Origin of the sequence: Chryseobacterium daeguense DSM 19388, from assembly GCF_000430825.1 — a bacterium.
GTDB classification, from domain to species: domain Bacteria; phylum Bacteroidota; class Bacteroidia; order Flavobacteriales; family Weeksellaceae; genus Chryseobacterium; species Chryseobacterium daeguense.
In genome coordinates this window covers 403,334-430,297 of the sequence record NZ_AUMT01000001.1, presented here as the reverse complement: position 1 = coordinate 430,297, position 26,964 = coordinate 403,334, and the positions used below count along the sequence as shown (strand labels likewise).

General features: G+C 36.6%; 23 protein-coding genes. 12 read left to right on the top strand and 11 right to left on the bottom strand.

Features of this window, described 5'->3' with window-relative positions:
* Window positions 1-30: 30 nt before the first annotated feature.
* The 3 genes from tnpA to H560_RS0102075 all read right to left on the bottom strand — a co-directional run bounded on the left by tnpA (window position 31) and on the right by H560_RS0102075 (window position 2,740).
* Window positions 31-477 (bottom strand): IS200/IS605 family transposase, encoded by a 447-nt coding sequence (tnpA, locus tag H560_RS0102085; protein WP_027378511.1) that lies wholly within the window; start codon window positions 475-477, stop codon window positions 31-33.
* A gap of 9 nt (window positions 478-486) precedes the next feature.
* Window positions 487-1,560 carry a carbamoyl phosphate synthase small subunit gene (locus H560_RS0102080; protein ID WP_027378510.1) on the bottom strand — a complete coding sequence of 358 codons (1,074 nt, stop codon included), beginning with the start codon at window positions 1,558-1,560 and terminating at the stop codon, window positions 487-489.
* 289 nt (window positions 1,561-1,849) lie between these two features.
* A complete protein-coding gene (locus H560_RS0102075) occupies window positions 1,850-2,740 on the bottom strand; it encodes an aspartate carbamoyltransferase catalytic subunit (protein ID WP_027378509.1) in 891 nt (296 codons plus the stop codon).
* Between the two features lie 244 nt (window positions 2,741-2,984).
* Here H560_RS0102075 and H560_RS0102070 point away from each other — a divergent pair, with 244 nt between their 5' ends.
* Window positions 2,985-3,446, top strand: a complete 462-nt coding sequence (locus H560_RS0102070) for an Lrp/AsnC family transcriptional regulator (protein ID WP_027378508.1) — start codon at window positions 2,985-2,987, stop codon at window positions 3,444-3,446.
* Window positions 3,447-3,595: 149 nt separating this feature from the next.
* Here H560_RS0102070 and argH read toward each other — a convergent pair whose 3' ends face one another.
* From argH to H560_RS20945, 8 genes are all read right to left on the bottom strand, one after another.
* Window positions 3,596-4,900, bottom strand: a complete 1,305-nt coding sequence (argH, locus tag H560_RS0102065) for an argininosuccinate lyase (protein WP_051289088.1) — start codon at window positions 4,898-4,900, stop codon at window positions 3,596-3,598.
* Between the two features lie 222 nt (window positions 4,901-5,122).
* Window positions 5,123-6,205, bottom strand: a complete 1,083-nt coding sequence (locus tag H560_RS0102060; RefSeq protein WP_027378506.1) for a M20 family metallo-hydrolase — start codon at window positions 6,203-6,205, stop codon at window positions 5,123-5,125.
* Entirely contained in the window at window positions 6,180-6,974 is a 795-nt protein-coding gene (gene argB / locus H560_RS0102055; protein WP_027378505.1) for an acetylglutamate kinase, read from the bottom strand. The genes H560_RS0102060 and argB overlap by 26 nt, the downstream gene beginning before the upstream one ends.
* A 77-nt stretch (window positions 6,975-7,051) precedes the next feature.
* Window positions 7,052-8,011, bottom strand: coding sequence for an N-acetylornithine carbamoyltransferase (locus tag H560_RS0102050; RefSeq protein WP_027378504.1), 960 nt, complete (start codon window positions 8,009-8,011; stop codon window positions 7,052-7,054).
* Between the two features lie 127 nt (window positions 8,012-8,138).
* Window positions 8,139-9,278, bottom strand: coding sequence for an aspartate aminotransferase family protein (locus H560_RS0102045; protein ID WP_027378503.1), 1,140 nt, complete (start codon window positions 9,276-9,278; stop codon window positions 8,139-8,141).
* Between the two features lie 283 nt (window positions 9,279-9,561).
* Window positions 9,562-10,527 carry an N-acetyl-gamma-glutamyl-phosphate reductase gene (gene argC / locus H560_RS0102040; protein WP_027378502.1) on the bottom strand — a complete coding sequence of 322 codons (966 nt, stop codon included), beginning with the start codon at window positions 10,525-10,527 and terminating at the stop codon, window positions 9,562-9,564.
* A 76-nt stretch (window positions 10,528-10,603) separates the two neighbouring features.
* Window positions 10,604-11,797: an argininosuccinate synthase gene (argG, locus tag H560_RS0102035; RefSeq protein ID WP_027378501.1), complete on the bottom strand. Its 1,194-nt coding sequence runs from the start codon at window positions 11,795-11,797 to the stop codon at window positions 10,604-10,606.
* Window positions 11,769-12,368, bottom strand: a complete 600-nt coding sequence (locus H560_RS20945; RefSeq protein ID WP_081413905.1) for a GNAT family N-acetyltransferase — start codon at window positions 12,366-12,368, stop codon at window positions 11,769-11,771. The genes argG and H560_RS20945 overlap by 29 nt, the downstream gene beginning before the upstream one ends.
* Window positions 12,369-12,528: 160 nt before the next feature.
* Here H560_RS20945 and H560_RS0102025 point away from each other — a divergent pair, with 160 nt between their 5' ends.
* The 11 genes from H560_RS0102025 to H560_RS0101975 all read left to right on the top strand — a co-directional run bounded on the left by H560_RS0102025 (window position 12,529) and on the right by H560_RS0101975 (window position 26,964).
* Window positions 12,529-12,945: an IS1/IS1595 family N-terminal zinc-binding domain-containing protein gene (locus tag H560_RS0102025; RefSeq protein ID WP_027378500.1), complete on the top strand. Its 417-nt coding sequence runs from the start codon at window positions 12,529-12,531 to the stop codon at window positions 12,943-12,945.
* A gap of 240 nt (window positions 12,946-13,185) precedes the next feature.
* A complete protein-coding gene (locus H560_RS0102020) occupies window positions 13,186-14,565 on the top strand; it encodes a hypothetical protein (RefSeq protein WP_027378499.1) in 1,380 nt (459 codons plus the stop codon).
* Between the two features lie 207 nt (window positions 14,566-14,772).
* A complete protein-coding gene (locus H560_RS0102015; protein ID WP_027378498.1) occupies window positions 14,773-16,353 on the top strand; it encodes an MFS transporter in 1,581 nt (526 codons plus the stop codon).
* A 165-nt stretch (window positions 16,354-16,518) separates the two neighbouring features.
* Window positions 16,519-16,746, top strand: coding sequence for a DUF6814 family protein (locus H560_RS0102010; RefSeq protein WP_027378497.1), 228 nt, complete (start codon window positions 16,519-16,521; stop codon window positions 16,744-16,746).
* A 73-nt stretch (window positions 16,747-16,819) separates the two neighbouring features.
* Entirely contained in the window at window positions 16,820-17,014 is a 195-nt protein-coding gene (locus H560_RS0102005) for a hypothetical protein (protein WP_027378496.1), read from the top strand.
* Window positions 17,007-19,700 (top strand): ATP-binding protein, encoded by a 2,694-nt coding sequence (locus H560_RS0102000; protein WP_027378495.1) that lies wholly within the window; start codon window positions 17,007-17,009, stop codon window positions 19,698-19,700. The genes H560_RS0102005 and H560_RS0102000 overlap by 8 nt, the downstream gene beginning before the upstream one ends.
* A gap of 12 nt (window positions 19,701-19,712) precedes the next feature.
* On the top strand, window positions 19,713-20,075 hold the full coding sequence (locus H560_RS0101995; RefSeq protein ID WP_027378494.1) for a response regulator transcription factor: 363 nt from the start codon (window positions 19,713-19,715) through the stop codon (window positions 20,073-20,075).
* 92 nt (window positions 20,076-20,167) lie between these two features.
* Window positions 20,168-22,102 carry an acetate--CoA ligase gene (locus H560_RS0101990; protein ID WP_262486256.1) on the top strand — a complete coding sequence of 645 codons (1,935 nt, stop codon included), beginning with the start codon at window positions 20,168-20,170 and terminating at the stop codon, window positions 22,100-22,102.
* A 48-nt stretch (window positions 22,103-22,150) separates the two neighbouring features.
* On the top strand, window positions 22,151-24,061 hold the full coding sequence (gene acs, locus H560_RS0101985) for an acetate--CoA ligase (RefSeq protein ID WP_027378492.1): 1,911 nt from the start codon (window positions 22,151-22,153) through the stop codon (window positions 24,059-24,061).
* Between the two features lie 216 nt (window positions 24,062-24,277).
* Window positions 24,278-24,643: a hypothetical protein gene (locus tag H560_RS0101980; protein WP_027378491.1), complete on the top strand. Its 366-nt coding sequence runs from the start codon at window positions 24,278-24,280 to the stop codon at window positions 24,641-24,643.
* Between the two features lie 110 nt (window positions 24,644-24,753).
* On the top strand, window positions 24,754-26,964 hold the full coding sequence (locus H560_RS0101975; protein WP_027378490.1) for a RelA/SpoT family protein: 2,211 nt from the start codon (window positions 24,754-24,756) through the stop codon (window positions 26,962-26,964).

The following is a 26,964-nucleotide window of genomic DNA, read 5'->3' as shown; positions in this document are numbered from 1 at the left end:
CGACAACCCATGAAATGGGTTGAATATTATTTACCACAGATATTTTTCATCAAATTCAACTCCATGAGAGATTAGCAAATTTTTATATTCATCCTCAAAAGATTCATTTTTGTGATGTTCTTTTTGGTTTTTAATATAATTGATGATCATATTTTTCTCTTTTTCAGAATAGGTGAATGCACCATAACCATTTTGCCATTCTTCGAAATCAGGAAATAATCCGCTTTGTTTGATCCATAAGTTGCTTGAAACCTTAATATCTTTTACAAAACTGCTTAAAGAAACAGATGGATGAAGATCTGTAAATAAATGAATATGATCCGGCATTCCATTAATCCTATAAAGTTTACAGTTTTTATTTTTTACAATTCCCCAAATGTACTTATACAATTGATCTTCATGCTTAATATTCAACACAGGAGCTCTGTGTTTCGTACTAAATACAATCTGATAGTATATTTGGCGAAATGTTGACATCTTTATTACTTATTTCTTAAAATCCTCCATTAAATGGATAAATTCATCAAACAAGTAGTTCGCATCTTCAGGGCCTGGGCTAGCTTCCGGGTGATACTGAACTGAGAAACAAGGGTGAATTTTGTGTTTCAGACCTTCGTTTGTTCTGTCGTTCAGTGCGATGTGGGTTTCAATTAAATCTGTTCCTTTCAAACTTTCCTGATCAACGGCGTAACCGTGGTTTTGAGAAGTAATTGCCACTTTGTTTCTCTCTAAATCCAACACCGGGTGGTTTCCTCCCCTGTGCCCGAATTTTAACTTGAATGTTTTCGCTCCACAAGCCAGACCTATCAATTGATGTCCTAAGCAGATTCCGAAAATCGGAACCTTTCCTAAGATTCCACGGATCATTTCAAGAGCCTGCTGATTATCTTCCGGATCACCGGGACCATTTGACAACATTACGCCGTCCGGATTCATCAATAAGATTTCTTCTGCAGTTACATCGTGAGAAACTACAGTGATATCGCAATTTCTTTGAGATAATTCTCTGATAATTCCCAATTTTGAACCAAAATCTACAAGAACAACTTTAAATCCTCTTCCTGGGTTAGCGTACGGCGTTTTTGTAGAAACTGTTGCCACCTGGTCGGTAGGGAAAGTTGTTGATTTCAATTCTGAAACCACTGTATTTTCATCGGTATCAGCATTTACGATTTTACCTTTCACAACACCGTGGTTACGAAGAATTCTTGTCAGTCTTCTGGTATCGATTCCCGAAATTCCTGAAAGATTTTTCTTTTTAAATAATTCATCTAAAGTAATCTGAGTACGGAAATTGGATGGCAGATCACAAAGTTCTTTTACGATAAGTCCTTTGATTGCCGGCTCTATACTCTCATAATCATCTCTATTAATCCCATAGTTTCCGATAAGCGGATAGGTCATACAAACAATCTGACCGCAGTAAGACGGGTCAGATATCAGTTCCTGATACCCTGTCATTCCGGTATTGAAAACTACCTCTCCTGCAGTTTCCAATTCTGCTCCGAAACCTTCTCCATGAAACACTTCACCGGACTCCAGTATTAATTTTTTCTTCATTTTAAACTTTTATCTCTTATTATTTATTTTATTAGCAGGTCGCCCTCCAGGGCTGATATAAATTTATTTTCATTATTCCACGGGTTGCATCCGTAGCTATTAACAGGTCGCCCCTTCGGGGCTCTCACTATCTTTTTCTTTTTCCACGGGTTTCACCCATGGCTATTAACGGGCCGCCCTTCCAGGGCTCACACTATCTTTTCTTTTTCCATGGGTTTCACCCATGGCTATTAACAGGCCGCCCTTCCAGGGCTCGCTAAACTTTTACTTATTACTTTTAGCTTGGCTCTTATTTAAAGGTATACCCTTCTTTTTCCAAGGCTTCTTTTAAAATGGCCATTCTTGCGAAAACGCCGTTCTGCATCTGTTTGAAAACTCTTGAACGTTCGCATTCTACTAAATCTGTATCAATTTCAACTCCTCTATTAATCGGTGCAGGATGCATGATGATGGCTTCTTTTTTCATTGCCCTTTCTCTTTCCTTCGTCAAACCGTATTTTCTATGGTAATCTGATGCGGAAAAACTCATTTTTGAATCATGTCTTTCATGCTGGATTCTTAATAGCATTAATACATCAACCTCAGCAATCAGCTGATCTACGCTAAGATAGGTTCCATTAATTAAAGCGCCTTCATCGAACCATTGTTCAGGTCCCGAGAAGTATACTTTTGCGCCCAGTCTTCTCAACGCTTCTGCATTTGAATTGGCTACGCGACTGTGTTTTACATCTCCTACAATTCCTACTTTTAAGCCTTCAAACTTTCCGAACTCCTGATAAATGGTCATCAGATCCAGCATACATTGGGATGGATGGTTTCCCGTCCCGTCTCCTCCGTTGATTACAGGGATTTTTATATTTTTTAACTCATCAAAGTATCTGTCTTTCTTATCTCTGATTACGACCAGATTCACTCCTAAGCTTTCAATTGTTTTTACCGTATCATAAAGACTTTCACCTTTATTTACCGAACTGTGTGATGCATCGAAAAGAACAACCTGTAATCCTAATTTTCTTTCGGCAATATCAAAGCTTGTTTTTGTTCTTGTGCTGTCTTCAAAGAAAAGGTTTGAGCAAAAAACTTCTCCTTCAATTTTAGCAGTTTTCCCATTGGCAAAAGCCATCGCTTCTGTCAGTATACTGTTGATTCTCTCGGTGCTTAGTTCTGTAATCGTAAACATATTATCTAAATTTTTTACAAAAAAAAAGCGAAGAAACATCTTCGCTTAAAATAAATAAATATCGTAAAGGGCGTCTGCGCCCGGTAATTCTAATGATATAAATACTGTGTTATTCATTAGGTGCAAAGATACAACAATTTTAGAAACTGACAAAACCAAAATTTGATTTAAATTAAAAAATCTTAAACTCTGTTTACTTTCATTTATAAATACTATTTTTGTTACAACTCAACTTGGCTATTATATGGATTTAAAAGACAAAATGATTCTCAGCATTATTCAGGAAGATTCCACTTATTCTGTAAAGGAAATTTCTGAAAAGATAGGACTTACCTTTACCCCGACCTATGAACGCATCAAACAGCTGGAAAAACAGGGAATTATTGAGAAATATGTTGGTCTTTTGAACCGTGAAAAATTAGGACTCAATATTGTAGTTTACTGCAACGTCCGCCTGAAGGAACAATCTAAAAAAGTACTGGAAACTTTTGAGAAAAATATCATGCAGTACGATGAAGTTCAGGAAATTATCAGCCTCTCCGGCGAATATGACTATATGCTGAAGATCATCGCTAAAGACATTAATTCTTATAATGATTTTACCGTGAATGTGATTTCAAATATTCCTAATATCGGGCAATATCACAGTTCTATCGTTCTTCATGAGGTTAAAAAATCGACTAAATTTAAGATTGATCTGGATTAATTTTTTATTTAAATTAAAACATTTTAACTTAACAATCTAAAGATGCTTCGACTTCGCTCAGCATGACACTCCTACAAATAACTCGCTAATAAAACGCACAGTATTAGAGATGTAATGCTGAGCGAAGTCGAAGCATCTAGAAAAATCTATCAACCCAGCAACTTATTTTTCAGTTTATTAAACTGATATTGAATTTTATCCAGGCAGAGATTCCCAATACTTCCCTGGTGTGTATGATTCAGATTTTCAATTTCAAAATCAAATTCATTATTCTCAATCTCCTGCCCTACTTTTACATAAGCATCACGGAATGAGCTTCCTTTTTTCACTTCTTCATTAATTTTCTCAACACTGAAAAGATATTGATATTTTTCATCTTCTAAAATTCCGTCCTTCACCTGAATATTCGGCAAGGTGTAATTTAAAATCTCCAGACATTCCTTTAAAGAGTCAATAGCAGGGAAAAGAATTTCCTTCGTCAACTGCATATCACGGTGATACCCAGAAGGAAGATTATTCGTTAATAAAATAAACTCATTCGGCAACGACTGAATTCTGTTGCAACGCGCACGAACCAACTCGAAAATATCAGGATTTTTCTTGTGGGGCATAATGCTGCTTCCTGTTGTAAACTCCTTTGGAAAGCTTATAAAATCAAAATTCTGGCTTAAATATAAACAGACATCATAGGCAAATTTCCCCAACGTTCCTGCCAAAGTCGCCATTGCCATCGATAGCATTTTCTCTGATTTCCCACGTGTCATCTGAGCATACACCGAGTTATAATTCATTGTTTGAAAGCCTAAATTATACGTTGTACTTTCACGGTCAATAGGGAAAGACGAACCATATCCCGCCGCCGAGCCCAGTGGATTTTTATTAATGATATTTTTAACTGAAAAAAGCATTTCTACATCATCCAAAAGCGCTTCTGCATACGCTCCAAACCACAATCCGAAAGATGAAGGCATTGCAATCTGTAAATGGGTATAGCCCGGAAGAAGGATATTTTTATGCTGACCTGCTAATTTGATTAATATCTGAAAAAATTCATCTGTCAACGCAGTAATTTCACGGATTTCATCCACTAAATACAGTTTAATATCCAATAAAACCTGATCGTTTCTTGAACGTGCTGTATGAATTTTCTTTCCTGTGTCTCCTAGTTTTTCAATTAAAATAGATTCAATCTGCGAATGAATATCTTCTGCATTTTTATCAATTTCAAAAGTACCGTTTTCGATATTTTTCAAAATTTCTTCCAAAACAGACAACATCTGCTTTGATTCTTCATTGGAAATAATTCCAACTTCTGCCAACATTGTACAGTGCGCCATTGAACCTTTAACATCGTATTTTGCCAAACGCTCATCAAAGTCAAGATCTTTTCCGACCGTGAATTTATTAACTAATATATTGGTGGCATTATCGTCTTTTTGCCATATTTTTTTCATAAGTAATTATTTTTGTCTGAAGATGGAAGTTGGGTGATAGAAGTGTACTACCAACTGCTTTATCTTCTTTATTAGTTTGATTTTGTCATTCCTAAGAGTTTCGCGCTTCAAACAGTGGGAATTTTTTAACGGATTAAATTTCAATTTTTTTAACGCCTCCGCTTCCTAAGTCGCTTTTTACAGACTTCATAAACTTCCATCATCAATCTCCCCGCTACCAGCCTATAAAATCTTTTCCAAAATTCGAATGTAAATCTCAATGCCTTCCGCAATTTCTTCGATGACAATAAATTCATCTGCTGTGTGAGAGCGCCTGCTGTCGCCAGGTCCAAGCTTTACAGAAGTACAAGGAATAATGGCCTGATCGGATGAAGTTGGCGAACCGTAAGTTGCCCTGCCGATTTCCAGACCTGCCTTTACAAATGGATGATCCATTTCGATTTTTGAAGAATTTAGCCTGAAAGATCTTGGTTTTAAGGTTGACTTCATCTGAGATTGGATAATTTCAAAGGCTTCTTTATTGGAATATTCATCGGTAACCCTCACATCTAAAGTGAAAGAACAAGATTCAGGAACTACATTATGCTGAACTCCGGCATGAATTCCTGACAAAGTAACTTTAATTTCACCCAAATAATCTGAAACTTTTGGAAATTTAAAGCTTAAAATCTGCTGCAAATCTGCCATACATTTTACAATTGAATTATCGTCATTCGGATGAGCGGCGTGAGAAGGAGTACCTTTCATTTCCCCGTCAATAACCAACAATCCTTTTTCCGCGATTGCCAGATTCATCTGCGTTGGTTCCCCTACAATAGCAAGCTCGATATTGGGTAGCTGGGGAAGCAAAGCTTCAATTCCGTCAAACCCTGAAATCTCCTCCTCTGCCGTCAAAGCAATAACTAAATTATATTGTAAATCTTCTTTATCATAAAAATGTAAAAAAACCTGCGCCATCGAAACCAAAGAAGCTCCGGCATCGTTACTCCCCAATCCGAATAACTTTCCATCCTTTTCAATCGCTAAAAACGGGTCTAAAGTGTAAGCTTTATTTGGTTTTACCGTGTCGTGATGCGTATTCAGCAAAATTGACGGCTTGAAAACATCAAAATTTTTATTCACCGCCCAAATGTTATTTTTAAAACGTTTTGTAGGAATCTGATTTTTTTTGAAAAAATTTTCAATCTCTACGGACGTATTATATTCATCCTTGCTGAATGAAGGGATTTCAATTAATTTTTTCAGCAAATCCACTGCGTTATTCAGTAATTCTTCTTTATTATAAACAGATTTCAGTTCCTGCATGATGGTTTTCTATATGATTTTTTAGTTCGGTTTCTTTTATTAAGAACACCTTTTTCACATTATTTTTTACAGCTACAAGAGCGTTTTCCAGTTTGGGCAAAATTCCTTTGTGAAGTTTTCCTTGATTTTTTAATGTTGAAAATTCTTCTTCGGAAATATTTTTGATGACAGAATCCGGATTTTCGACATCTTCTAAAACTCCTTCTTTATCAAAGCAATACAATAATTCAACATCATATTTTTCAGACAGAGCCTGAGCAATTACCGAAGCAATCGTGTCTGCATTGGTATTGAAAAGATTTCCTTTTTTGTCGTGAGTGATTGCTGAAAACACAGGAACCAAGTTCAGTTTAAGCAATTTGGAAATCAGTTTTTTATTGATACTTTTTTGCGTAATATCTCCGACAAATCCGAAATCTATTTCGGCATGCTTTCTTTTTTTGGCTTTAATCAAATTGGCATCAGCTCCAGAAAAACCTATTGCTTTACATTTTTTCTGCTGAAGCTTTGCCACAATATTTTTATTGATACCTCCTGCATACACCATCGCCACAATATCCAGCGTATTTTTATCTGTAATTCTTCGTCCGTTGACCATTTTCTGTTCAACGCCTAATTTATCAGCTAATGTCGTTGCTAATTTTCCGCCTCCATGAACAAGAATTTTCCTTTCCTGAATTTCAGAAAACTGATCCAGAAAATCATTCAATAATTCCTCATCATCGATTAATGCTCCGCCAATTTTTATGATGTATAGTTTTTCTTTCATTGCAAATCTTTTTGAGAACCTTGTCAAGGTTTGTGAGTGTAAACCTAACGGGTTTCGGAAACCCGTTAGGTTTGATGTTATTTCGAATTAATTTCGTCCAGAATTTCCGAAAAAACCGCTTGCGCAGAGAAAATCCGGTTTTTTGCCTGCTGATAAATAATCGAGTTTTCACCATCCATCACCTCATCACTCAATTCTATATTTCGACGAACCGGAAGACAGTGCATTACCTTTGCCTGATTGGTATTCGCTAATTTTTCATTCGTCAGCATCCAGTTTTCTTTGACTTCAGGCATAGCGGCATAATCATCAAAAGAAGACCAGTTTTTCACATAAATAAAATCTGCATCTTTTAACGCCTCATCCTGATCATGAATAATTTTCACATCTTTTGTAAAATTTTTATCCAAATCATAGCCTTTAGGATTAGCAATTACCAACTCAACATCCATTTCCTGCATCCATTCTGCGAAGGAATTTCCTACCGCATGAGCAATCGGTTTAATGTGAGGCGCCCAGGTTAAAACTACTTTTGGCTTGCGCGCTCCTTTCCAGTTTTCTGTAATTGTGATACAATCTGCCAAACTTTGCAAAGGATGACGTGTTGCAGATTCCAGAGAAATGACCGGAACTTTCGCATGTTGTTCGAACTGACTTAAAATGCTTTCGTTAAAATCATCTTCCTTGCTTTTCATACCTGCAAAACAACGAACTGCAATGATATCGCAATACTGATTTAATACTTCAATCGCATCTTTAATATGCTCAACAGTGTCGCCATTCATCACCGCACCGTCTGCAAATTCCAGATTCCAAGCCTCTTGAGCTGCGTTTAACGTTAATACATTTAAACCTAAATTTTGCGCTGCAATCTGACTGCTTAAACGTGTTCTTAAACTTGAATTTAAAAATACAAGTCCGATTGTTTTTCCTTTTCCTTTTTCAGGTTCCGAAAGAGGATTTTCTTTAATTTGTAACGCTTTTTTTATGATTTCCTGTAAGTTTTCAACATCACTTACAGTGGTGAATTTTTTCATTTTTGAATTGATTTTAAGATTTTTAATCTGTCATTCTGAACGAAACAAAGTGTAGTGAAGAATCTCTTTTTATCATATTAATAGATTCTTCCTTCGTCAGAATGACAGACCGTATAATTTTCACAGCTTAAATATTCTCTAATACTTCTTTTAAAGCACTGACGAACAAATCAGTTTCTTCCTTTTTAATGTTAAGCGCCGGAAGAAGCCTCAACACAGCCTTATCATTAGAATTTCCTGTGAAAATATGATGATTGTACAACAGGCTGTTCCTCACTTCTGAAGAATCCCTGTCGAGTTCAATTCCAATCATCAGGCCTTTCCTTCGAATGGTTTTAATATGTGGAAGATCTTTCAATTCATTTCCAATATATTCGCCCATTTCCTGAGCATTTTTGATGAGATTTTCATCTTTCATCACGTCTAAAACTGCAATCGCAGCCACGCAAGCTAAATGATTTCCTCCGAAAGTGGTTCCCAGCAAACCATTACTTGCCTGAAATCTTGGGTGAATTAAAACACCACCGATTGGAAAGCCATTTCCCATTCCTTTGGCTGTCGTGATGATATCGGCTTCAATTCCGAATTCTTGATGGGCGAAGAAATACCCGCTTCTTCCGTAGCCTGACTGAACCTCATCTAAAATCAAAACAGCATCATGTTTTTCACATAATTCTTTAATTTTAGTTAAAAATTCAACCGTTGGAATCATGATTCCGCCAACTCCCTGAATTCCTTCAATAATTACAGATGAAATTTCATTTCCCTGATTTTCAAAAATGGCTTCAAGTTGTTCAATATTATTCCATTCAGATTTAATGAATCGTTCGTCGTAGTTTACCGGAGCTACAATTTTTGGATTATCAGTCACAGAAACTGCCGCCGAAGTTCTTCCGTGAAAAGAACCTGAGAAATACAGCACTTTGCTTTTTCCGTTATGAAAAGAAGCCAGTTTTAAAGCATTTTCGTTCGCTTCAGCTCCTGAGTTACACAAAAACAGATTATAATCTTCCAAACCTGAAAGTTTTCCTAATTTTTCAGCCAATTCAATCTGTAATTCATTCTGAACCGAGTTTGAATAGAAAGATATTTTATCTAACTGATTTTTTAATTGAGTTTGATAATGCGGATGGTTGTGCCCTATAGAAATTACAGCATGACCTCCGTAAAAATCAAGATATCTTTCTCCTTTATCATCCCAAAGAAATGATCCCTGAGCTTTTATTGGATTGATGTTAAATAATGGATATACGTTGAATAAATTCATTTTCTGGTTGATTGTTATTGATTGATAGTTGCTGGTTTTACAACTTCATCTTTATTTTATTTCTAATTTTTCTTTTGCCTTGAAGCAAAAGAAACAAAAGTTCAAGACTGGAAACTTTCGCTAAAAAATATTTTTGTTCTCTAAAAACTCTAAAACTTGCGCGAAATCGACATTTGTTCTTGATTCGACATTTTTCTCGCGCTTCGAACAGTAGAATTTTCTTAACGTTAACAAAACTATTTTTCTTAACGCTCCATTTTCCTAGGTCGGATTATTGTCCGTTTTAAAATGCGATTGGTTTTAAATTCAATCCTGAATTTTCTTCCCAGCCCATTGCAATATTCATGTTTTGAACTGCCTGTCCGGAAGCTCCTTTCAACAAATTGTCAATCGCTGAGTGAATAACTGCAACATTTCCACTTTTTTCGATATGAATCACACAGCGATTTGTGTTGACAACCTGTTTTAAATCAATTGCTTTCTCGCTTACCTTTACAAAAGGCGCATCTACATAAAAATCTTCGAACAATTGATTAATATCTGAAAGTTCTAAATCTGTTTTCACCGTGGAACTCGTAAAAATTCCTCTCGCAAAATCCCCTCTCCATGGAACAAAATTCAGACTGATTTCATTTTTATTAAAAGAAATTAACTGCTGTAAAATCTCATCCACATGCTGATGTGTCAATGTTTTATAGGCTGAAATATTATCATTCCTCCAGGTAAAATGTGTCGTTGCCTGTAAAGACTGACCGGCCCCCGTTGAACCTGTAATTCCTGTCGTGTAAACATCATCCAATAAACCTTTTTGAGCTAATGGAAGCAAGGCCAATTGAATCGCTGTCGCAAAACATCCCGGATTCGCAATACTCTTTGCTCCTGAAAGTTGTTTTTTGTTGATTTCAGGCAAACCGTAGATGAAATTTCTTTCTCCTAAATTACCTTCCAAACGAAAATCATTTCCTAAATCAATAACCAACGTTGAATCTTTTACAGGATTTTGAGTCAGCCAATTCTGGCTTTGTTTGTGAGGAAGACATAAGAACAAAACTTCTACTTCTTCCGGCTGGTCTGTTAAAACCATCTCACAAACCGCCTCTAAATCCGGGTACAAATCTGAAATTTTTGTCCCCGAATTTGAACGGCTATATAAAAAACTCAATGACACATTAGGATGAAAAGCCAGCAGACGAACCAGTTCACTGCCTGTGTAGCCGTTGGCTCCGATGATTCCGATATTTTTTTTCATTTTTCTTTTTTACATTGATTTTTCCGTCCACAGGTTGCACCTATGGCTATTCATATTGAACCCTTCGGGTTCACCATCATAATGCTGAATTTATCTGATGATATATATTTAAAGAATTGCTTACGATTTTTGTGTAGCCTTTAACATCATCGCCCGTCCATGCTCTGTTTGCTTCGCCGTAGCTTCCGAATTTATCAGACATTAGATCATGTTTAGATTCAATTCCATTCAAAATAAATCGATAAGGATGGAGCGTTACAAAAACTTTTCCGCTGACCGTTTTTTGAGAATCAACCAAAAAAGACTCGATATTTCTCATTACAGGATCCAGGAATAGTGCTTCATGAAGCCAGTTTCCATACCAGTCAGACAATTGAGATTTCATCATCTGCTGATATTTTGAAAGCGTATGTTTTTCCAATAAATGGTGCGCTTTGATAATAACAGATGCGGCCGCCGCTTCAAAACCAACTCTTCCCTTAATTCCTACAATTGTATCTCCAACGTGGATATCTCTACCGATTCCGTACGCTGAAGCCAATTCTTCAATTTTTTGAATTGCGTAAACAGAATGTTCAAAATTTTCTCCGTTTACAGCTACAATCTCACCATTTTCGAACTCAATTTCCAGTTCTGAAGGCTGAGTTTCCTTAATTTGTGATGGAAAAGCTTCTTCAGGAAGATAATTTCTTGACGTCAACGTTTCTTTTCCTCCGACTGAAGTTCCCCAAAGTCCTTTATTGACGGAATATTGCGCTTTTTGGAATTCCATTTCGTAGCCGTGATTTTTCAAAAATTCAATTTCTTCTTCACGAGATAAAGCCATATCCCGAATCGGCGTAATGATTTCCACCTTCGGGCACATTACCTGAAAAATCAAATCAAAACGAACTTGGTCATTTCCGGCACCTGTACTTCCATGTGCAATAGCATCAGCACCGATTTCAATGGCGTATTTTGCAATCTTCTGTGCCTGTATTGTACGTTCAGCACTTACAGATAATGGATACGTATTGTTTTTCAAAACATTACCGAAGATCAGATACTTTACACAAGAATTGTAATAATCTTCTTGAGCGTCAATGCACCTGTATTGTTTTACCCCAAGATTAAAAGCTTTTTCCTCCAGTTCTTTTTCCTCTTCTTTAGAAAAACCTCCGGTATTTACAGTGACTGCATACACATCATATCCCAGTGTTTCACTGAGATATTTAGCACAGTAAGAGGTATCTAAACCTCCGCTAAACGCTAAGATGACTTTCTTGTTCATTTTTATATCTATTTTCGGGTTGATTATTTACAACACCATTTACTTTATGATTATCGGGAATGAAAAGCATTGCTGTACAAAGACAGTTTTTACGTTCTTTTTTCATTAAAATTTCATAATTCACACAACTTTTGCAACCATCCCAGAATTCTTCATCCTGAGTCAGTTCTGAATAGATTACCGGTTTGTAGCCTAAGTCACTGTTAATTTTCATTACCGCCAAACCTGTTGTCAACCCAAAAACTTTGGCTTTCGGGTATTTATCTCTGGATAACTGAAAAACTTTATTTTTGATTAAAGTTGCAGCACCTCTTTCCCTGAATTTTGGTGAAACAATCAATCCGGAATTGGCTACAAACTGGCCGTGCGACCAGGTTTCTATATAGCAGAAACCTACCCACTTCCCGTTTTCAGTGGCTATTACAGCATTACCATCTGAAATCTTTTTACTTAAATATTCTATCGAACGTTTTGCAATACCCGTTCCTCTTCGCTGTGCAGAATCATACATTTCCTGCTGTATTTCACTCACATACATCAGATGTATGGATGAGGAAATTTCTATTTCCATTTATTTATCTAAATTTTTCGGCAAATTTAAAATATAATTTCTTTTAAATCCAAATTAAAAAGATAATTTTATTGAATTAAATTAATATACAGGTAATTTTATCTTTATATAAAATTAATATTTTGCTAAATTATTATATATTTGCTAAAAAGATATAGCTATGGAAAATCAGTGTCCGAAATGCGGTGGTACCAAAGTCGTAAAAAGTGGAATCGTAAATGAAAAACAACGCTTCCTGTGTAAAAACTGTACCTATTATTTTACTGTAAAAAAACTAGGAAAACAGATTGACGACTACTACGTGATAAAGGCATTGCAACTTTATCTTGAGGGCTTAAGCTTTCGTGAAATAGAGAGGATTATTGGTGTTTCTCACGTTACAATCAGTTCGTGGATCAAAAAATATAACATCACAAGACCGCCCCATTCGGAGTTTCATCCGGTGTATAAAATTTTAAAACAAAATGAATTGATTGAATATATGAGTAAGGAGGAAAATCTTAAAAATTCAGGATTAATTATTACTCAGTTTGCAGATAAATATATGCTGATTAAATGGGAGCGTTTTAAAAAATAAGCTTTGAAAAGTTATGAGTTATTGGTCATGAGTTATAAGTTTTTTTATTGAATAAAATAAAACACAACTTACAGTTAATCAAATTTATAAATTAAATAAGTACACATTTTCAAGAATTCATAATTCATAACTTAAAACCAATAACGATATACTTTCCAATAATATATATTAAATTTTCACAAACAAATTATTAATTACAATTTGGCTTTCACAAAAAACAACGCCAAAAATTGATAATTTATGAAGAAAATTCTCACTTTTATTGGATTGGCTTTAATCAGCAATTCTTTATATTCTCAAGGTTCTCCTGATTATGGAGGCGGATTAAAAATAAACCTTAATCAGCAAGGCGATAAATACATAAGATTTATTTTATGGGACCAATTTTGGTTAAGAAATACAGAAATGAACCCAGGAAGTATGGTGGGAGGAGAACCCACCGATAATTCGTGGAGTTTGGGAAACAGGCGGTTACGAACTCTCGCGTATGCTCAGATTTCCAAAAGATATATGATTCTGGCTCATTTTGGGATTAATAATCAAACGTTTATCAATGGCGGAGGCTCCGGAACTTCCGGAACAGGAGGTTATGGAAACGGCAAAAAGCCTCAAATGTTTTTTCATGATGCATGGAACGAATACGCTGTTATTATGCCCGGAGAAGCAGGAAAATTTAGTCTTACCTTAGGAGCCGGCTTGCATTATTACATGGGGCTATCCCGTATGACGATGGCTTCCACACTGAATTTCCTTACGGTTGACTCCCCTATTTTTACCTGGCCTCTGATTGATAATTCCGACCAGTTCGCAAGACAGCTGGGCATGTTTGCTAAAGGAAAATATGGTAAATTTGAATATCGCCTCAGCTTAAACAAACCATTTGCAACAGATTTAATTCCGGCAAACGTCACAGACCCTTCAAAAGCCGTAGCGGTGGACAATAACGGAAATCCAAACTTTTCAAAAGCGGGATATGTAGAATATCAGTTTTTAGACGAAGAATCCAATTTACTGCCTTTCAAAGTAGGTTCTTACCTGGGAACGAAAAAAGTTTTCAATGTCGGCGCCGGTTTTTACCATCAAAAAGACGGAACTCGGACTTCAGTTAATTCAAACATTGAAAAACATGACATTACCCTTGTTGCCATTGATGCTTTTGCAGATATTCCGTTGGGAAATGCTAAAAACAAAATGGCCGTTTCAGCGTATGCGGGTTATTACAACTATCAGTTCGGTCCGAACTATATCAGAAATTTAGGGATTATGAACATTGCTTCTGCAGACCCTAATTTTATCGGCGACAGAGCCATTGCAGGACCCGGAAATCTACAGCCGACCATCGGAACAGGTAATATTATCTACGCGCAGGCCGGTTTACTTTTACCAAGCCAGGCGGAGAAGCCAAAAATCAGAATTCAGCCATTCGCTGCTTATACTCATAAAAACTTTGAAGCGTTTGATAAATCTTCATCACAATTTGATGTGGGAGCCAACTGGTTCATCGATGGTCATCATGCAAAAATTACAACACAATATTCCACAAGACCAACTTACACAAGTCCCACGGAAAGCCCGAAATCAAAAGGAGAATTTATTGTACAGTTCCAGATTTACTTGTAATCATTGGATTTTAAACATTAAGATCATTTAAGTGGTTAAGATAAATTAAGAAAACATCAAAGATGTTTTTAAGCGTAATGCTTTATTTGACGAAGCCAAACCTTAATCATTTAAATGCAAAGTCTCTGAAGTTTCTTAATGTTAAAATAAAAAATAAACTTTTAAAAACTCAATATCAATTTAAACTAACATCAAAATTTAAGCAATATGAGCGAAAATCATCACGATACCTATGAAAATATGACCGATAAGCAGAAGAACCGCACCATTTGGAGCGTTATCACTGCTTCATCACTCGGCACATTGATAGAATGGTACGACTTCTATATCTTTGGAAGTTTAGCCGTAGTTTTAGCAACTAAATTTTTCCCGTCAGACAATCCTACCGCAGCATTTTTATCTACGCTGGCTACTTTTGCAGCAGGATTTGTGGTAAGACCTTTCGGGGCTTTATTCTTTGGAAGACTGGGAGATATTATTGGAAGGAAATATACCTTTTTGGTCACTTTATTAATTATGGGATTTTCAACATTCCTCATCGGATGCATCCCAAGTTATGAAACTATCGGTTTTATGGCGCCGGTTTTAGTTTTAATTTTAAGATTATTACAAGGATTAGCGTTAGGCGGAGAATACGGTGGAGCCGCGACGTATGTTGCAGAATATGCTCAACCGCACCGGAGAGGCTACTGGACTTCCTGGATCCAGACAACGGCAACGGCTGGACTTTTCATTTCATTAATTGTGATTTTAGTTACAAAAACTACACTTTCTCCTGAGGAATTTGACGGTTGGGGCTGGAGAATTCCGTTCTGGATTTCAATTTTAATGGTGGGAGTTTCTTACGTGATCAGAAGAAATATGAAAGAATCTCCGCTTTTCGCAAAAGCTAAAAGTGAAGGAAAAACCTCAAAAAATCCTTTAAAAGAAAGTTTCGGAAATAAATTCAATTTCAAATTTGTTTTATTAGCATTATTTGGAGCTGCGATGGGGCAAGGGGTTATCTGGTACACCGGACAGTTCTACGCGATGAGTTTTCTCCAAAAAGTAATGAATGTAGAATCTGCACAGGTAGATTCCTTAATGGCAACGGCATTGTTTTTAGGAACACCTTTCTTCGTTTTCTTCGGGTGGCTTTCAGATAAAATTGGACGAAAAGCTGTAATGATGACCGGAATGTTAATCGCTATTCTGGCCTACAGACCCATTTATGATTCTATGTTCAAAAGTGTCAGCCTTGAAAATAAAACGATAGCAGCCAACGGAATTACAGAAAAAAGAACCGCAAAAACCCATGATAAAATCACGACCGACAGCTTAATAAGTTTTCATAAAGAAACACTTTACACAGACGGAACTTTAATCAAGAAAGACAGTGTGGTTCACTGGTCAGCAACAGGACCTGTCATGAAAGAAGGAAAAACAGAAGAACCGAAAGTTTCACAAACCGTAAAACTGGCAGACAATACGAAATGGTATCTTGTATTTCTGGTATTCATTCAAGTTATTTTTGTTACGATGGTTTATGGCCCGATTGCAGCATTTTTAGTAGAAATGTTCCCGGTGAGAATCCGTTATACATCGATGTCTCTGCCTTATCACATAGGAAATGGTGTATTTGGAGGATTGCTTCCTGCAGTTGCAACATATCTGGTAACAACAAGTAAAGAAGCAGGACACGCCACATGGTATCTGGAAGGGCTTTGGTATCCGATCGGGGTTGCCGGAGTCTGCTTACTGATCGGATTATTTTATCTTAAAAACAAGAACAATAATATTCATGATTAAGCTCAAAGCCTATTTAAATTGATATTTATTTTCACCATTAAGAAGTTAAGATTTAAAGATACTTTACTTAAATCCTTAATGTTAAAATAAGAATAAACAAAGTTTATTTTAATTAAGAAAATAAATGGAAAGACAATAAAATATATTAATTTTAAAACAACTAAAATGAACGGACTAAAAAAAATATTAGGCATACTATGGATAGCCATCGCAGTGGTGGTGGGATATTTCGGAATTACAGTGTTGGGAATCCCTAAAATCTCTTCAGGAAAACAGGAAGATCTGGTATTCGGAATCATCATCCTGTTTGTACTGATGCCGATTATCTCTGGCGGAATGGCCATTTTCGGCTACTATTCGCTGACAGGAGAGTATTCTGACGATAAAGTTTAATTTATAAACGATGAATGATAATTGATGAATGATTTTCATCTGTTCATCAATTATCTTTCATCAATTATCTTTTATGAAAAAGAGACACGAACAAAAGCTGATCATTTTAAGCATCGGGCTTATGACAGCCTTCAGCATTCCTATTTCATTGTTGTTCAACAGTGAGCAGGAAGTTTTTGGCTATCCGATGATCCTGATCTATATTTTCGCAGTCTGGATGATTTCCATCATTATTTCTTTTGTAATTGTAAAAAAATATGATGAGTAGTTTCGCGTTGTTTACCGTGGTTTTGTTTTACCTGGCACTTTTGTTCTTAGTCGCTCATTTGGCGGAAAAGAAAAAGAGTAAGCTTTGGATCAACAATCCTTACATTTACGCGCTTTCTCTGGCGGTGTACTGCACAGCATGGACGTACTACGGAAGCATCGGTGTTGCAGCAACAAGCGGGCTCAACTACCTTCCAATTTACATTGGTCCCATCATGATCATTCCGGCATGGATTTACATTAATACCCGAATTGTACGCATTTCAAGGGTGAATAAAATAAGCAGCCTGGCAGATTTTATTTCCCTGAGATACGGTAACAGCAGAAGCTTCAGTGCGATTATTACGATAGTCTGTCTTCTGGCGATTGTTCCTTATATCGGTTTACAGATCAAGGCCATTTCAGAAACTTTTCACCTTGTGACCGAAACCGAAATGTCCAATAATATTCTGACAGACAATGCGACTTTTGTTGTTATTTTAATTGCCTTATTTTCTTCATATTACGGAACAAAATATGTTGATGCTTCAGAAAAGCGTCTGGGAATTATTTCAGCCATTGCTCTGGAAAGCTTTTTAAAGCTTTTTTTTATTGTTATTTTAGGATTTTTCGTGATTTATTTTGTGTTTGACGGGTTTTCAGATATTTATGAAAAAGCAAGCCGATTTGAAGATTTTAAAGCAAAAAATACCTTCAACGGAATTGAAGGCGCCATGAACTGGATGGTTCTCTGCCTGATTTCAGGAACGGCAATCTGCATTCTTCCAAGACAGTTTCACACGGCCATTATTGAGAACAGACAGGAAAAACACATCAAGACAGCCATCTGGTTTTTTCCACTTTATTTATTGATTTTCACCATCTTTATTTTCCCGATTGCATGGGGCGGAAGATTGATTTTCGACGGGCAAAAAGTAAATCCTGAATTCTACTCTATTTTAATCCCGCAGCATTTCGATAATACATGGATTACGGTGTGTGTATTCCTTGGAGGCTTAAGCTCCTGTATTTCAATGATTATCATTTCCACAATCACCTTATCCATCATGCTTTCCAATAATTTAATCATTCCGTACGGATTGTTGGGGAAATTTAAATCTGAAAATGAAGTTCAGAACACCAGAAATATTACCAATATCAGAAAATTCAGCATTTTTGCGCTCATTATTATGGCATTTGCCTTTTATAAATATTTCATTTTAAAAACCTCGCTGGATTCTGTAGGCTTAATTTCATTTGTCGTGATCGGGCAGCTGGCGCCGGCTTTTTTCGGAGCAATTTTCTGGAGAAGAGGAACTTACAAAGGGGCGGTAATCGGGCTGTTGGCAGGTTTGACAATCTGCTATTTCGGACTGATTATCCCACAGTATTATTTCTCTTACAATCAGGAATTCAAAGGAGTTTTAAGAGATATGTATGATGCATTCGACTTTTTTAAAATTTCCTTTTTAGGGAGAATTCCGCAGATTTTTTTCTGGTCGATTCTGGTTAATACAGCACTTTTCAGCATTATTTCTGTAAGTGTAAAAGGAAATTACCGTGAGAGAAATTTCGCCGAACTGTATGTAGATATCGATAAATATATTCAAAATCATGAAAATGCTTTTATCTGGCGTGGAACAGCCTACGTATCAGACATTAAAAATATTCTGGAACGATTTTTAGGCAAAAACAAAACTGAACAGGCATTAAGAATTTTCAATCTTAAATATAATATTAATTCCCAGACAGAAACGGCGGATTCTAGATTCATCAAATTCTCGGAAAACCTTCTGGCAGGAAGAATTGGAACTGCTTCCGCAAAGATTTTAATTGAAGGCGTTACCAAAGAAGATAAAATATCCTTAAAGGAAGTTTTAAACATTTTAGAAGAATCTAAAGAAAATATTACTTTAAATAAAAAACTGACCGAACAGTCGGAAGAACTCCAAAAACTGTCAGATGATTTGCGCAAAGCCAATGAAAGCCTAATCATTAAAGACCATCAAAAAGACGATTTCCTGGATTCTGTAGCACACGAATTGAGAACCCCGATTACAGCCATCCGCTCGGCCGGAGAAATTCTAGCGGATGATGACGATATTCCTCTAGATATCAAAAGAGAATTTTTAAATAATATCATCACGGAATCCGACAGATTAAGCGAAATTATTAACGACATTCTGTATCTGGATAAACTTCAGCATGGCGAAATCGCTTTACACATTCAGGAAAATAATATTATTGAAACCTATAAAAAAGCATTAAATCCGCTGTTGCATCTGATTCAGCAGAAAAATATACATTTAAGTGAAGTAAACCTTCTTAATAATGTTTTATTTGAATATGATGAAGCGAGAATGATTCAGTTATTTCAGAATATTTTAGGAAATGCTTTAAAATTTACCGATGAGCAGGGAACGATCCAGACTAAATTATCTGAAAAGGAAAACCAGTTGATCATTACAATTTTCAACACCGGAAAACATATTCCCGAAGAAGATCTTGAAATGATTTTTGATAAATTTTACCAGTCAAAAAATCAAAACATTTTAAAGCCAACAGGAAGCGGACTGGGACTGGCTATTTCAAAGAAAATCGTTCAGGCTCAGGGCGGAACCATCAAAGCAGAAAACAGCGGGCTGGGGGTAACTTTCACTATCACCCTTCCCAAAAAAATAAAGAGTAAAAATGCAGTTGAATCATAAAGAAAATACACAATGAAAAAGATAATTATTGCAGATGATGAACATAAGATATTAATGTCGCTCGAGTATAGTTTTAAGAAAAACGGCTACGATGTTTACATTGCCCGGGACGGAACCGAAGTTTTGGAATTTTTAAAAACCATGGTTCCTGATGTTATTTTATTGGACATCATGATGCCCAATCTTGATGGATACAGCACCCTGGACATCATTAAACAAGATGAAAAATTAAAGGATACAAAAGTGATTTTCCTGAGTGCTAAAAATAATCCCAGGGATATCGAAAAAGGCTTGGAAATGGGTGCTTATGCGTATGTAACAAAACCTTATTCTATAAAAAAACTGATGCAGCAGATAGAAGAAATGTTTGAGTAGACTTGGAGATGATAGAGAAAAGATAAAAGACTCCTACACCGTCATTTGCGAACGAAGTGAAGCAATCTCAAAGGTTATTTCAAGGAATAAGATTGCTTCGTTGCTTTGCTAAAACACAAAAAATTAATATGAATACAGATATTTTATTTCAACAAAGCATAGAAGACAAAGAGAATTTCTGGAAAGAGCAGGCTCAGGAAATCCAATGGTTTGAATTTCCTACACAAATTCTTTCAGAAGATAATAATGATTACACCCAATGGTTTTCCGATGGAAAACTGAATCTGTGCTATTTATGTATTGACAAACATATTGAAGACGGTTTCGGAGAGCAGACTGCAATTGTTTATGATTCTCCGGTTACCAATCAGAAAAAGACCTACACTTTCAATCATGCGAAAGAAGAAATTTCAAAACTGGCGGGAGGTCTGGCGTCTTTAGGCTTAAAAAAAGGCGATACGGCTGTTATTTACATGCCAATGATTCCGCAGACTCTTTTTGCGATGCTGGCTTGTGCGAGAATCGGAGTGATTCACAATGTCGTTTTTGGAGGTTTTGCACCAAATGAATTGGTGGTGAGAATTGATGACTGCAAGCCAAAAGCTTTAATTACAGCAACCGCCGGAGTAGAAATTGCGAAGCGAATTCCCTACTTACCACTCGTTGAAAAAGCAATTGAACTGGCACAGGATAAAGTTGAAAACATCATCGTTTACAACAGAAAATTAGTGGATAATCAGCACGAAATGTTCGATGGTTTAATTGATTATGAAGAATTGGTTCAAAAATCAGAGTCTGTTGAATGCATTTCTGTAGAGTCCACTCACCCGCTCTATTTGCTGTACACATCAGGAACTACAGGAAAACCAAAAGGAATTACCCGAGATACAGGAGGTTACGCAACTGCTTTGAAGTTTTCCATGAAATATATTTATGGAATTAAAGAAGGAGAAACCTTTTGGGCGGCCTCCGATTTTGGATGGGCAGTCGGGCACAGTTTTTCGGTGTACGGACCGTTGATTAACAGAAATACTACGATTATTTTTGAAGGAAAACCTATCATGACGCCTGATGCGGGAACCTTTTGGAGGATCATTTCCGAATATAAAGTTTCCGCGATGTTTACGGCTCCGACAGCGATTCGCGCTATCAAAAAAGAAGATCCGGACGGAGAACTGGTGAAAAAATATGACCTAAGCCATTTTAAAAAACAATTTTTAGCCGGCGAAAGATGCGATGTTGCAACACTGGATTGGTTTGAAAAACATATCGGGGTTCCTGCAATCGATCATTGGTGGCAGACAGAATCCGGCTGGCCGATGTTGGGTTTATTGACTTTTGACAACAATTATAAGATTAAAAGAGCATCTGCCGGAAAACCAATTCCCGGCTATGACATTAAAATTTTTGATGAAAACGGATATGAACTGAATGCCCATCAGGAGGGATATTTAATTATAAAACTTCCCCTTCCGCCGGGTGCTTTACTTGGAATATGGAATGATAATGAACGTTTTCAGGAAAGTTATTTATCGCAGTATAAAGGCTATTATTTTTCCGGAGACGGTGCGATAAAAGATGAAGACGGTTATGTTTTCATTACAGGAAGAGTGGATGACGTCATCAATGTTGCCGGTCACAGGCTTTCGACTTCAGAAATGGAGGAAATCGTTTCGTCTCATCCCCATGTTGCAGAATGTGCAGTTGTGGGAATTGATGATGAATTGAAAGGGCAGGTTCCTTTTGCTTCGGTAGTTTTAAAGAATGGTTCTACAATTTCTGAAGAAGATTTAGAAAAAGAAATTGTGAAAATGGTTCGTGAAAAAATCGGGGCGGTGGCATGTCTTAAAAATGTAATGACCGTCAAACGCTTACCCAAAACACGTTCCGGGAAAATTTTAAGAAAACTGATCAGAACCTTACTGGACGGAAAGGAATTTCAGTTTCCTTCAACCATTGATGATGAAAAAATCATTGAAGAAATTCAGCAAAAAATCGAGGAATACAGGTCCAAAATAAGAAATTAAGTATACATTTAAAATCAATAAAATTCAAATTCAAAAAACGAAAGAGATATGAGAAATTACCTAATAGAAGATTTACCGCACTATTTTGAGGAGTATAAAAAATCTATTAAAAATCCGAAAAAATTCTGGGACAAGATTGCTGATCAAAATTTTGTATGGTACCAAAGATGGAGCAAGGTGGTAAAATATGATATGAATGAAGCAAAAATCACCTGGTTTAAAGGTGCAAAGCTTAACATTACCAAAAACTGTCTGGACAGGCATCTTTCCGTAAGAGGCGAAAAAACCGCTATTATCTGGGAACCGAACGACCCAAAAGAAGAAGCACAGCATATTTCTTACAACGAATTATATACAAGAGTCAACAAAACAGCTAATGTTTTAAAAGACATGGGCATTGAAAAGGGCGACAGGGTCTGCATCTACCTACCCATGATTCCCGAACTGGCCGTTACCATGCTGGCCTGTGCAAAACTGGGTGCCGTTCATTCGGTAATTTTTGCAGGATTTTCTGCTTCGGCTGTTGCATCAAGAGTCAATGACTGTGAGGCAAAAATGATCATTACATCAGACGGAAGCTATAGAGGAAATAAAGTGTTGGACCTGAAAAGTATCGTTGATGAAGCCTTGGAAAAAACTCCTACTGTTGAAAAAGTTTTGGTGGTAAAAAGAACACGCAACGAGATCAAAATGAAGGAAGGAAGAGATTTCTGGCTTGCTGATCTTTATGAAAAAGCTTCTGCAGATTTTGTAACCGTGATTATGGATGCAGAAGATCCACTGTTTATCTTGTACACTTCCGGCTCTACCGGAAAACCTAAAGGAATGCTTCACACCTGTGCGGGATACATGGTTTACACGGCTTATACATTCAAAAATGTATTTAATTATAAAGAAAATGATATTTACTGGTGTACTGCCGATATTGGCTGGATCACAGGCCACTCCTATATTCTTTATGGTCCTTTATTAAATGGAGCCACTACAGTTATTTTTGAAGGTGTCCCAACATATCCTGAACCCGATAGATTCTGGAAAGTCATTGAAAAACATAAAATTACCCAATTCTACACCGCTCCCACTGCAATACGTTCTTTAGCAAAAGAAAGTGCAGAATGGGTGGATAAGCATGATTTAAGCACATTAAAAGTGATTGGTTCCGTAGGAGAGCCTATTAATGAGGAAGCCTGGCATTGGTTCAATGATCATGTCGGAAAGAAAAAATGCCCTATCGTAGATACCTGGTGGCAGACAGAAACCGGAGGAATAATGATTTCACCGCTTCCCTTCGTAACGCCGACCAAACCTACGTATGCTACCCTTCCATTACCGGGAATCCAGCCTGTTTTAATGGATGATAAGCGTAATGAAATCTCAGGAAATCAGGTGACAGGAAACCTTTGTATCCGTTTTCCATGGCCGGGAATTGCAAGAACAATCTGGGGTGACCACCAACGCTATAAAGAGACCTATTTCACAGCCTTTCCTGGAAAATATTTCACAGGCGACGGTGCTTTGAGAGACGAGGTCGGATATTACAGAATTACGGGCCGTGTGGATGATGTGATCATCGTTTCGGGGCACAATTTAGGAACTGCACCTATTGAAGACAGTATCAACGAACACCCTGCCGTAGCGGAATCCGCTATTGTTGGCTATCCACATGACATTAAGGGAAATGCGCTTTATGGTTTTGTAATTTTAAAAGAATCCGGGGAAAGCCGTCAGAAAGACAATCTTAAAAAGGAAATTAACCAACTGATCTCAGACCAGATTGGTCCAATTGCGAAACTAGATAAAATTCAGTTTGTTTCAGGACTACCTAAAACACGTTCAGGAAAGATTATGCGTAGAATTCTGAGAAAAATAGCAGAAGGTGATTTCAGTAATTTTGGTGATATCTCTACCCTTTTAAATCCGGAAATTGTTGAAGAAATTAAAAACGAGAGAATAAATTAATACCCATCATAAAACCAAAGCGCAGATAGATTCTGCGCTTTATTATTTGAAACCAGAAATTTAACAATAAATCAAACAGCTGTTCAATAGACATTCTCAAAAATTTTAGCTGAATTTTATAGACAAAACAACTAATTAGTAAATTTATTAAATATTCAATAAAATAATTCAGATATTTTTATTATCTTTAAGGTACAAATTTAAAACTTATTGCTTATGTCAAATATATTAGCTGGATTATTTGAACATCACAGCGATTATAAAAAGCTTGAAGCCGATCTTGAAAATTTCGGTTTCCAAAATTCAGATTACATCGTGTATCTTAATGACCCGGTTCACAATTCCAAATACATGGCAAGTGTTGCCGTGAATGATCACAGCCAGGCTGACGATGCGAAAAGTATTTTCAGCCAGAATTCGGTACTCAAAACATACCTTTTCGAAAACATGAGTATTGATCAGGCAGATTATGCCCATTTAAAAAGATATATCGATGCCAGAAACAAAGCAGAAATACACAACAGCCCGGATGTAAGAATCAAAGGTTCTACAAGCGGAATGGACTCTGAAGTGAAATTCTGACACTCAAACATAAGAACTAATAACCTCAATCCGTAGTCGCCTACGGATTTTTTGTCTTTGAAAAGTGTAAAAAATTTCGTATTTTCGTCTGATTATAGGCTTTTACACAAATGAGTTACGATTTAGAACAAGAGAATAAAGAAATCCTGGCCCGATATAAGGATCTGATTTCTAACACATACCGAACTTTGAATGAGGAAAATAACAAGCTCATTCGAAAAGCATTTGATATTGCACTCGATGCACATAAAGATCAAAGAAGAAAATCTGGTGAACCTTACATTTACCACCCTATCGCTGTTGCCAAAATTGTAGCGACGGAAATTGGTTTGGGAGCATCTTCTATTGCCTGCGCGCTTTTGCATGATGTGATTGAAGATTCAGACTACATGTATGAAGATCTGAAGAAGATTTTTGGTGAAAAAATTGCCGATGTTGTGAATGGACTTACGAAGATTTCCATCATGAATCACCAGAATATTTCCGTTCAGTCTGAGAACTACAGAAAGCTATTACTTACTCTCTCTGAGGATTTTAGAGTAATACTGATTAAGATTGCGGACCGTCTTCACAATATGCGTACGCTGGAAAGCATGGCCCCGGACAAACAGAAAAAGATTGCTTCGGAAACGGTTTATATCTATGCCCCAATGGCGCACCGTCTTGGCTTATATAACATTAAATCCGAACTTGAAGATTTATCTTTAAAATATAATAATCCCGAGGTTTTTAATGAAATAACGGAAAAATTAGAGCTCGCGAAAGAAAGCCGCGAAAGATATATAGATGAATTTAAAACCGAAGTTTCTGAAAGACTTAAAGAAGAAGGTTTAAATTTTACTATAAAAGGCCGTGCAAAAGCAATTTCTTCCATTTATAGGAAAATGCTGAAGCAGGGAGTTTCCTTTGAAGAGGTGTATGATAATTACGCAATCAGAATTATCTATAAATCAGATGCTAAGAACGAAAAATTTCTTGCCTGGAAGATTTATTCTATCGTAACGGACGTTTATCACAGTAACCCTTCAAGAATGCGTGACTGGATCACACAGCCGCGTTCCACAGGATATGAAAGCTTACATTTAACGGTACTCGGACCTGATAAAAAATGGATTGAAGTGCAAATCCGTTCCGAAAGAATGGACGAAATCGCCGAAAAAGGCGTTGCTGCGCACTACAAATATAAAGAAGGTTATAAACAAACCTCGGACGACCGTAATTTTGAAAATTGGGTTGCGGAGATCCGGGAAGTTCTGGAACAGCAGCAAAACCTTACTACTTCAGAGCTTTTGGATAATATCAAATTAAATTTGTATTCAAAAGAAGTCTTTGTATTTACTCCAAAAGGTGAAATTAAAATTTTACCTACGAATGCAACGGCGCTTGACTTCGCTTTTTCGGTTCACTCCGATCTGGGAATGAAGTGTTTAGGTGCAAAAATAAACGGAAAGCTGGTTCCGATTTCTTATGTACTGCAAAATGGGGATCAGGTAGATATTTTATCTTCCCAAAACCAGAAACCAAAATCCGACTGGCTGGAATTTGTAGTTACATCAAAGGCTAAATCAAAGATTAAGAGTTATTTAAACTCGCAAAAAAACCAATTGGTAGAAGAAGGCAAAGAAATTCTTCAACGAAAGCTTCGTCACGCAAAAATTAATTTTAATGATGAAGAAGTAAACAAACTTCAAAAATTCTTCAATTTAAAAACTTCACAGGAGCTGTTTATAAAATTCCAGAGTAACGAACTGGATGCAAGCAGCTTAAGAAAATACATCGAAAGTAAGAATGTATTTAATAATTTACTTTCAAGATTCAGAAAATCTCCTGTAAAAAATACGGCTTATATAGAGCCGAAGGAGCAGAATCTGGATATGATTGTCTTTGGTAAAGATGAAGAAAAACTGAATTACAGTTATGCAAAATGCTGTACGGTAATTCCCGGGGATAAAATCTTTGGTTTCATCACCATTTCAGACGGAATCAAAGTTCACAGCGATAATTGCCCCAATGCTATTAACCTGCGTGCTCAGTACGACTACAGGGTGATTCCTGCAAAATGGGTAAACGCAGAAAGCTTCAAAAACAGGGTGAAAATCGAGATCGAAGGCCTCGACAGGATGGGGATGATTAATGATATCACCACCGTCATCAGCGGCGCAATGGGAATGGATATGAAAAGTATGTCTATTGAGTCAAACGACGGAGTTTTTACAGGTACAATCAATCTTGAGGTAAAAAACAAAAGCCAATTGGAACAAACATTTAAAAAACTTAATGATATAAACGGGATTTCAAGAGTCAGACGATTACAATCTTAG

Coding starts and splice junctions, on each gene's coding strand:
- H560_RS0101975 (WP_027378490.1), top strand. CDS start 24,754: ATGAGTTACGATTTAGAACAAGAGAATAAAGAAATCCTGGCCCGATAT.
- H560_RS0102045 (WP_027378503.1), bottom strand. CDS start 9,278: ATGAATTTATTCAACGTATATCCATTATTTAACATCAATCCAATAAAA.
- H560_RS0101980 (WP_027378491.1), top strand. CDS start 24,278: ATGTCAAATATATTAGCTGGATTATTTGAACATCACAGCGATTATAAA.
- H560_RS0101995 (WP_027378494.1), top strand. CDS start 19,713: ATGAAAAAGATAATTATTGCAGATGATGAACATAAGATATTAATGTCG.
- H560_RS20945 (WP_081413905.1), bottom strand. CDS start 12,368: ATGGAAATAGAAATTTCCTCATCCATACATCTGATGTATGTGAGTGAA.
- H560_RS0102000 (WP_027378495.1), top strand. CDS start 17,007: ATGAGTAGTTTCGCGTTGTTTACCGTGGTTTTGTTTTACCTGGCACTT.
- H560_RS0102060 (WP_027378506.1), bottom strand. CDS start 6,205: ATGCAGGAACTGAAATCTGTTTATAATAAAGAAGAATTACTGAATAAC.
- H560_RS0102020 (WP_027378499.1), top strand. CDS start 13,186: ATGAAGAAAATTCTCACTTTTATTGGATTGGCTTTAATCAGCAATTCT.
- H560_RS0102005 (WP_027378496.1), top strand. CDS start 16,820: ATGAAAAAGAGACACGAACAAAAGCTGATCATTTTAAGCATCGGGCTT.
- H560_RS0102075 (WP_027378509.1), bottom strand. CDS start 2,740: ATGTTTACGATTACAGAACTAAGCACCGAGAGAATCAACAGTATACTG.
- H560_RS0102025 (WP_027378500.1), top strand. CDS start 12,529: ATGGAAAATCAGTGTCCGAAATGCGGTGGTACCAAAGTCGTAAAAAGT.
- H560_RS0102010 (WP_027378497.1), top strand. CDS start 16,519: ATGAACGGACTAAAAAAAATATTAGGCATACTATGGATAGCCATCGCA.
- acs (WP_027378492.1), top strand. CDS start 22,151: ATGAGAAATTACCTAATAGAAGATTTACCGCACTATTTTGAGGAGTAT.
- H560_RS0102050 (WP_027378504.1), bottom strand. CDS start 8,011: ATGAAAAAATTCACCACTGTAAGTGATGTTGAAAACTTACAGGAAATC.
- argH (WP_051289088.1), bottom strand. CDS start 4,900: ATGAAAAAAATATGGCAAAAAGACGATAATGCCACCAATATATTAGTT.
- argB (WP_027378505.1), bottom strand. CDS start 6,974: ATGAAAGAAAAACTATACATCATAAAAATTGGCGGAGCATTAATCGAT.
- argC (WP_027378502.1), bottom strand. CDS start 10,527: ATGAAAAAAAATATCGGAATCATCGGAGCCAACGGCTACACAGGCAGT.
- H560_RS0102070 (WP_027378508.1), top strand. CDS start 2,985: ATGGATTTAAAAGACAAAATGATTCTCAGCATTATTCAGGAAGATTCC.
- argG (WP_027378501.1), bottom strand. CDS start 11,797: ATGAACAAGAAAGTCATCTTAGCGTTTAGCGGAGGTTTAGATACCTCT.
- H560_RS0102015 (WP_027378498.1), top strand. CDS start 14,773: ATGAGCGAAAATCATCACGATACCTATGAAAATATGACCGATAAGCAG.
- H560_RS0102080 (WP_027378510.1), bottom strand. CDS start 1,560: ATGAAGAAAAAATTAATACTGGAGTCCGGTGAAGTGTTTCATGGAGAA.
- tnpA (WP_027378511.1), bottom strand. CDS start 477: ATGTCAACATTTCGCCAAATATACTATCAGATTGTATTTAGTACGAAA.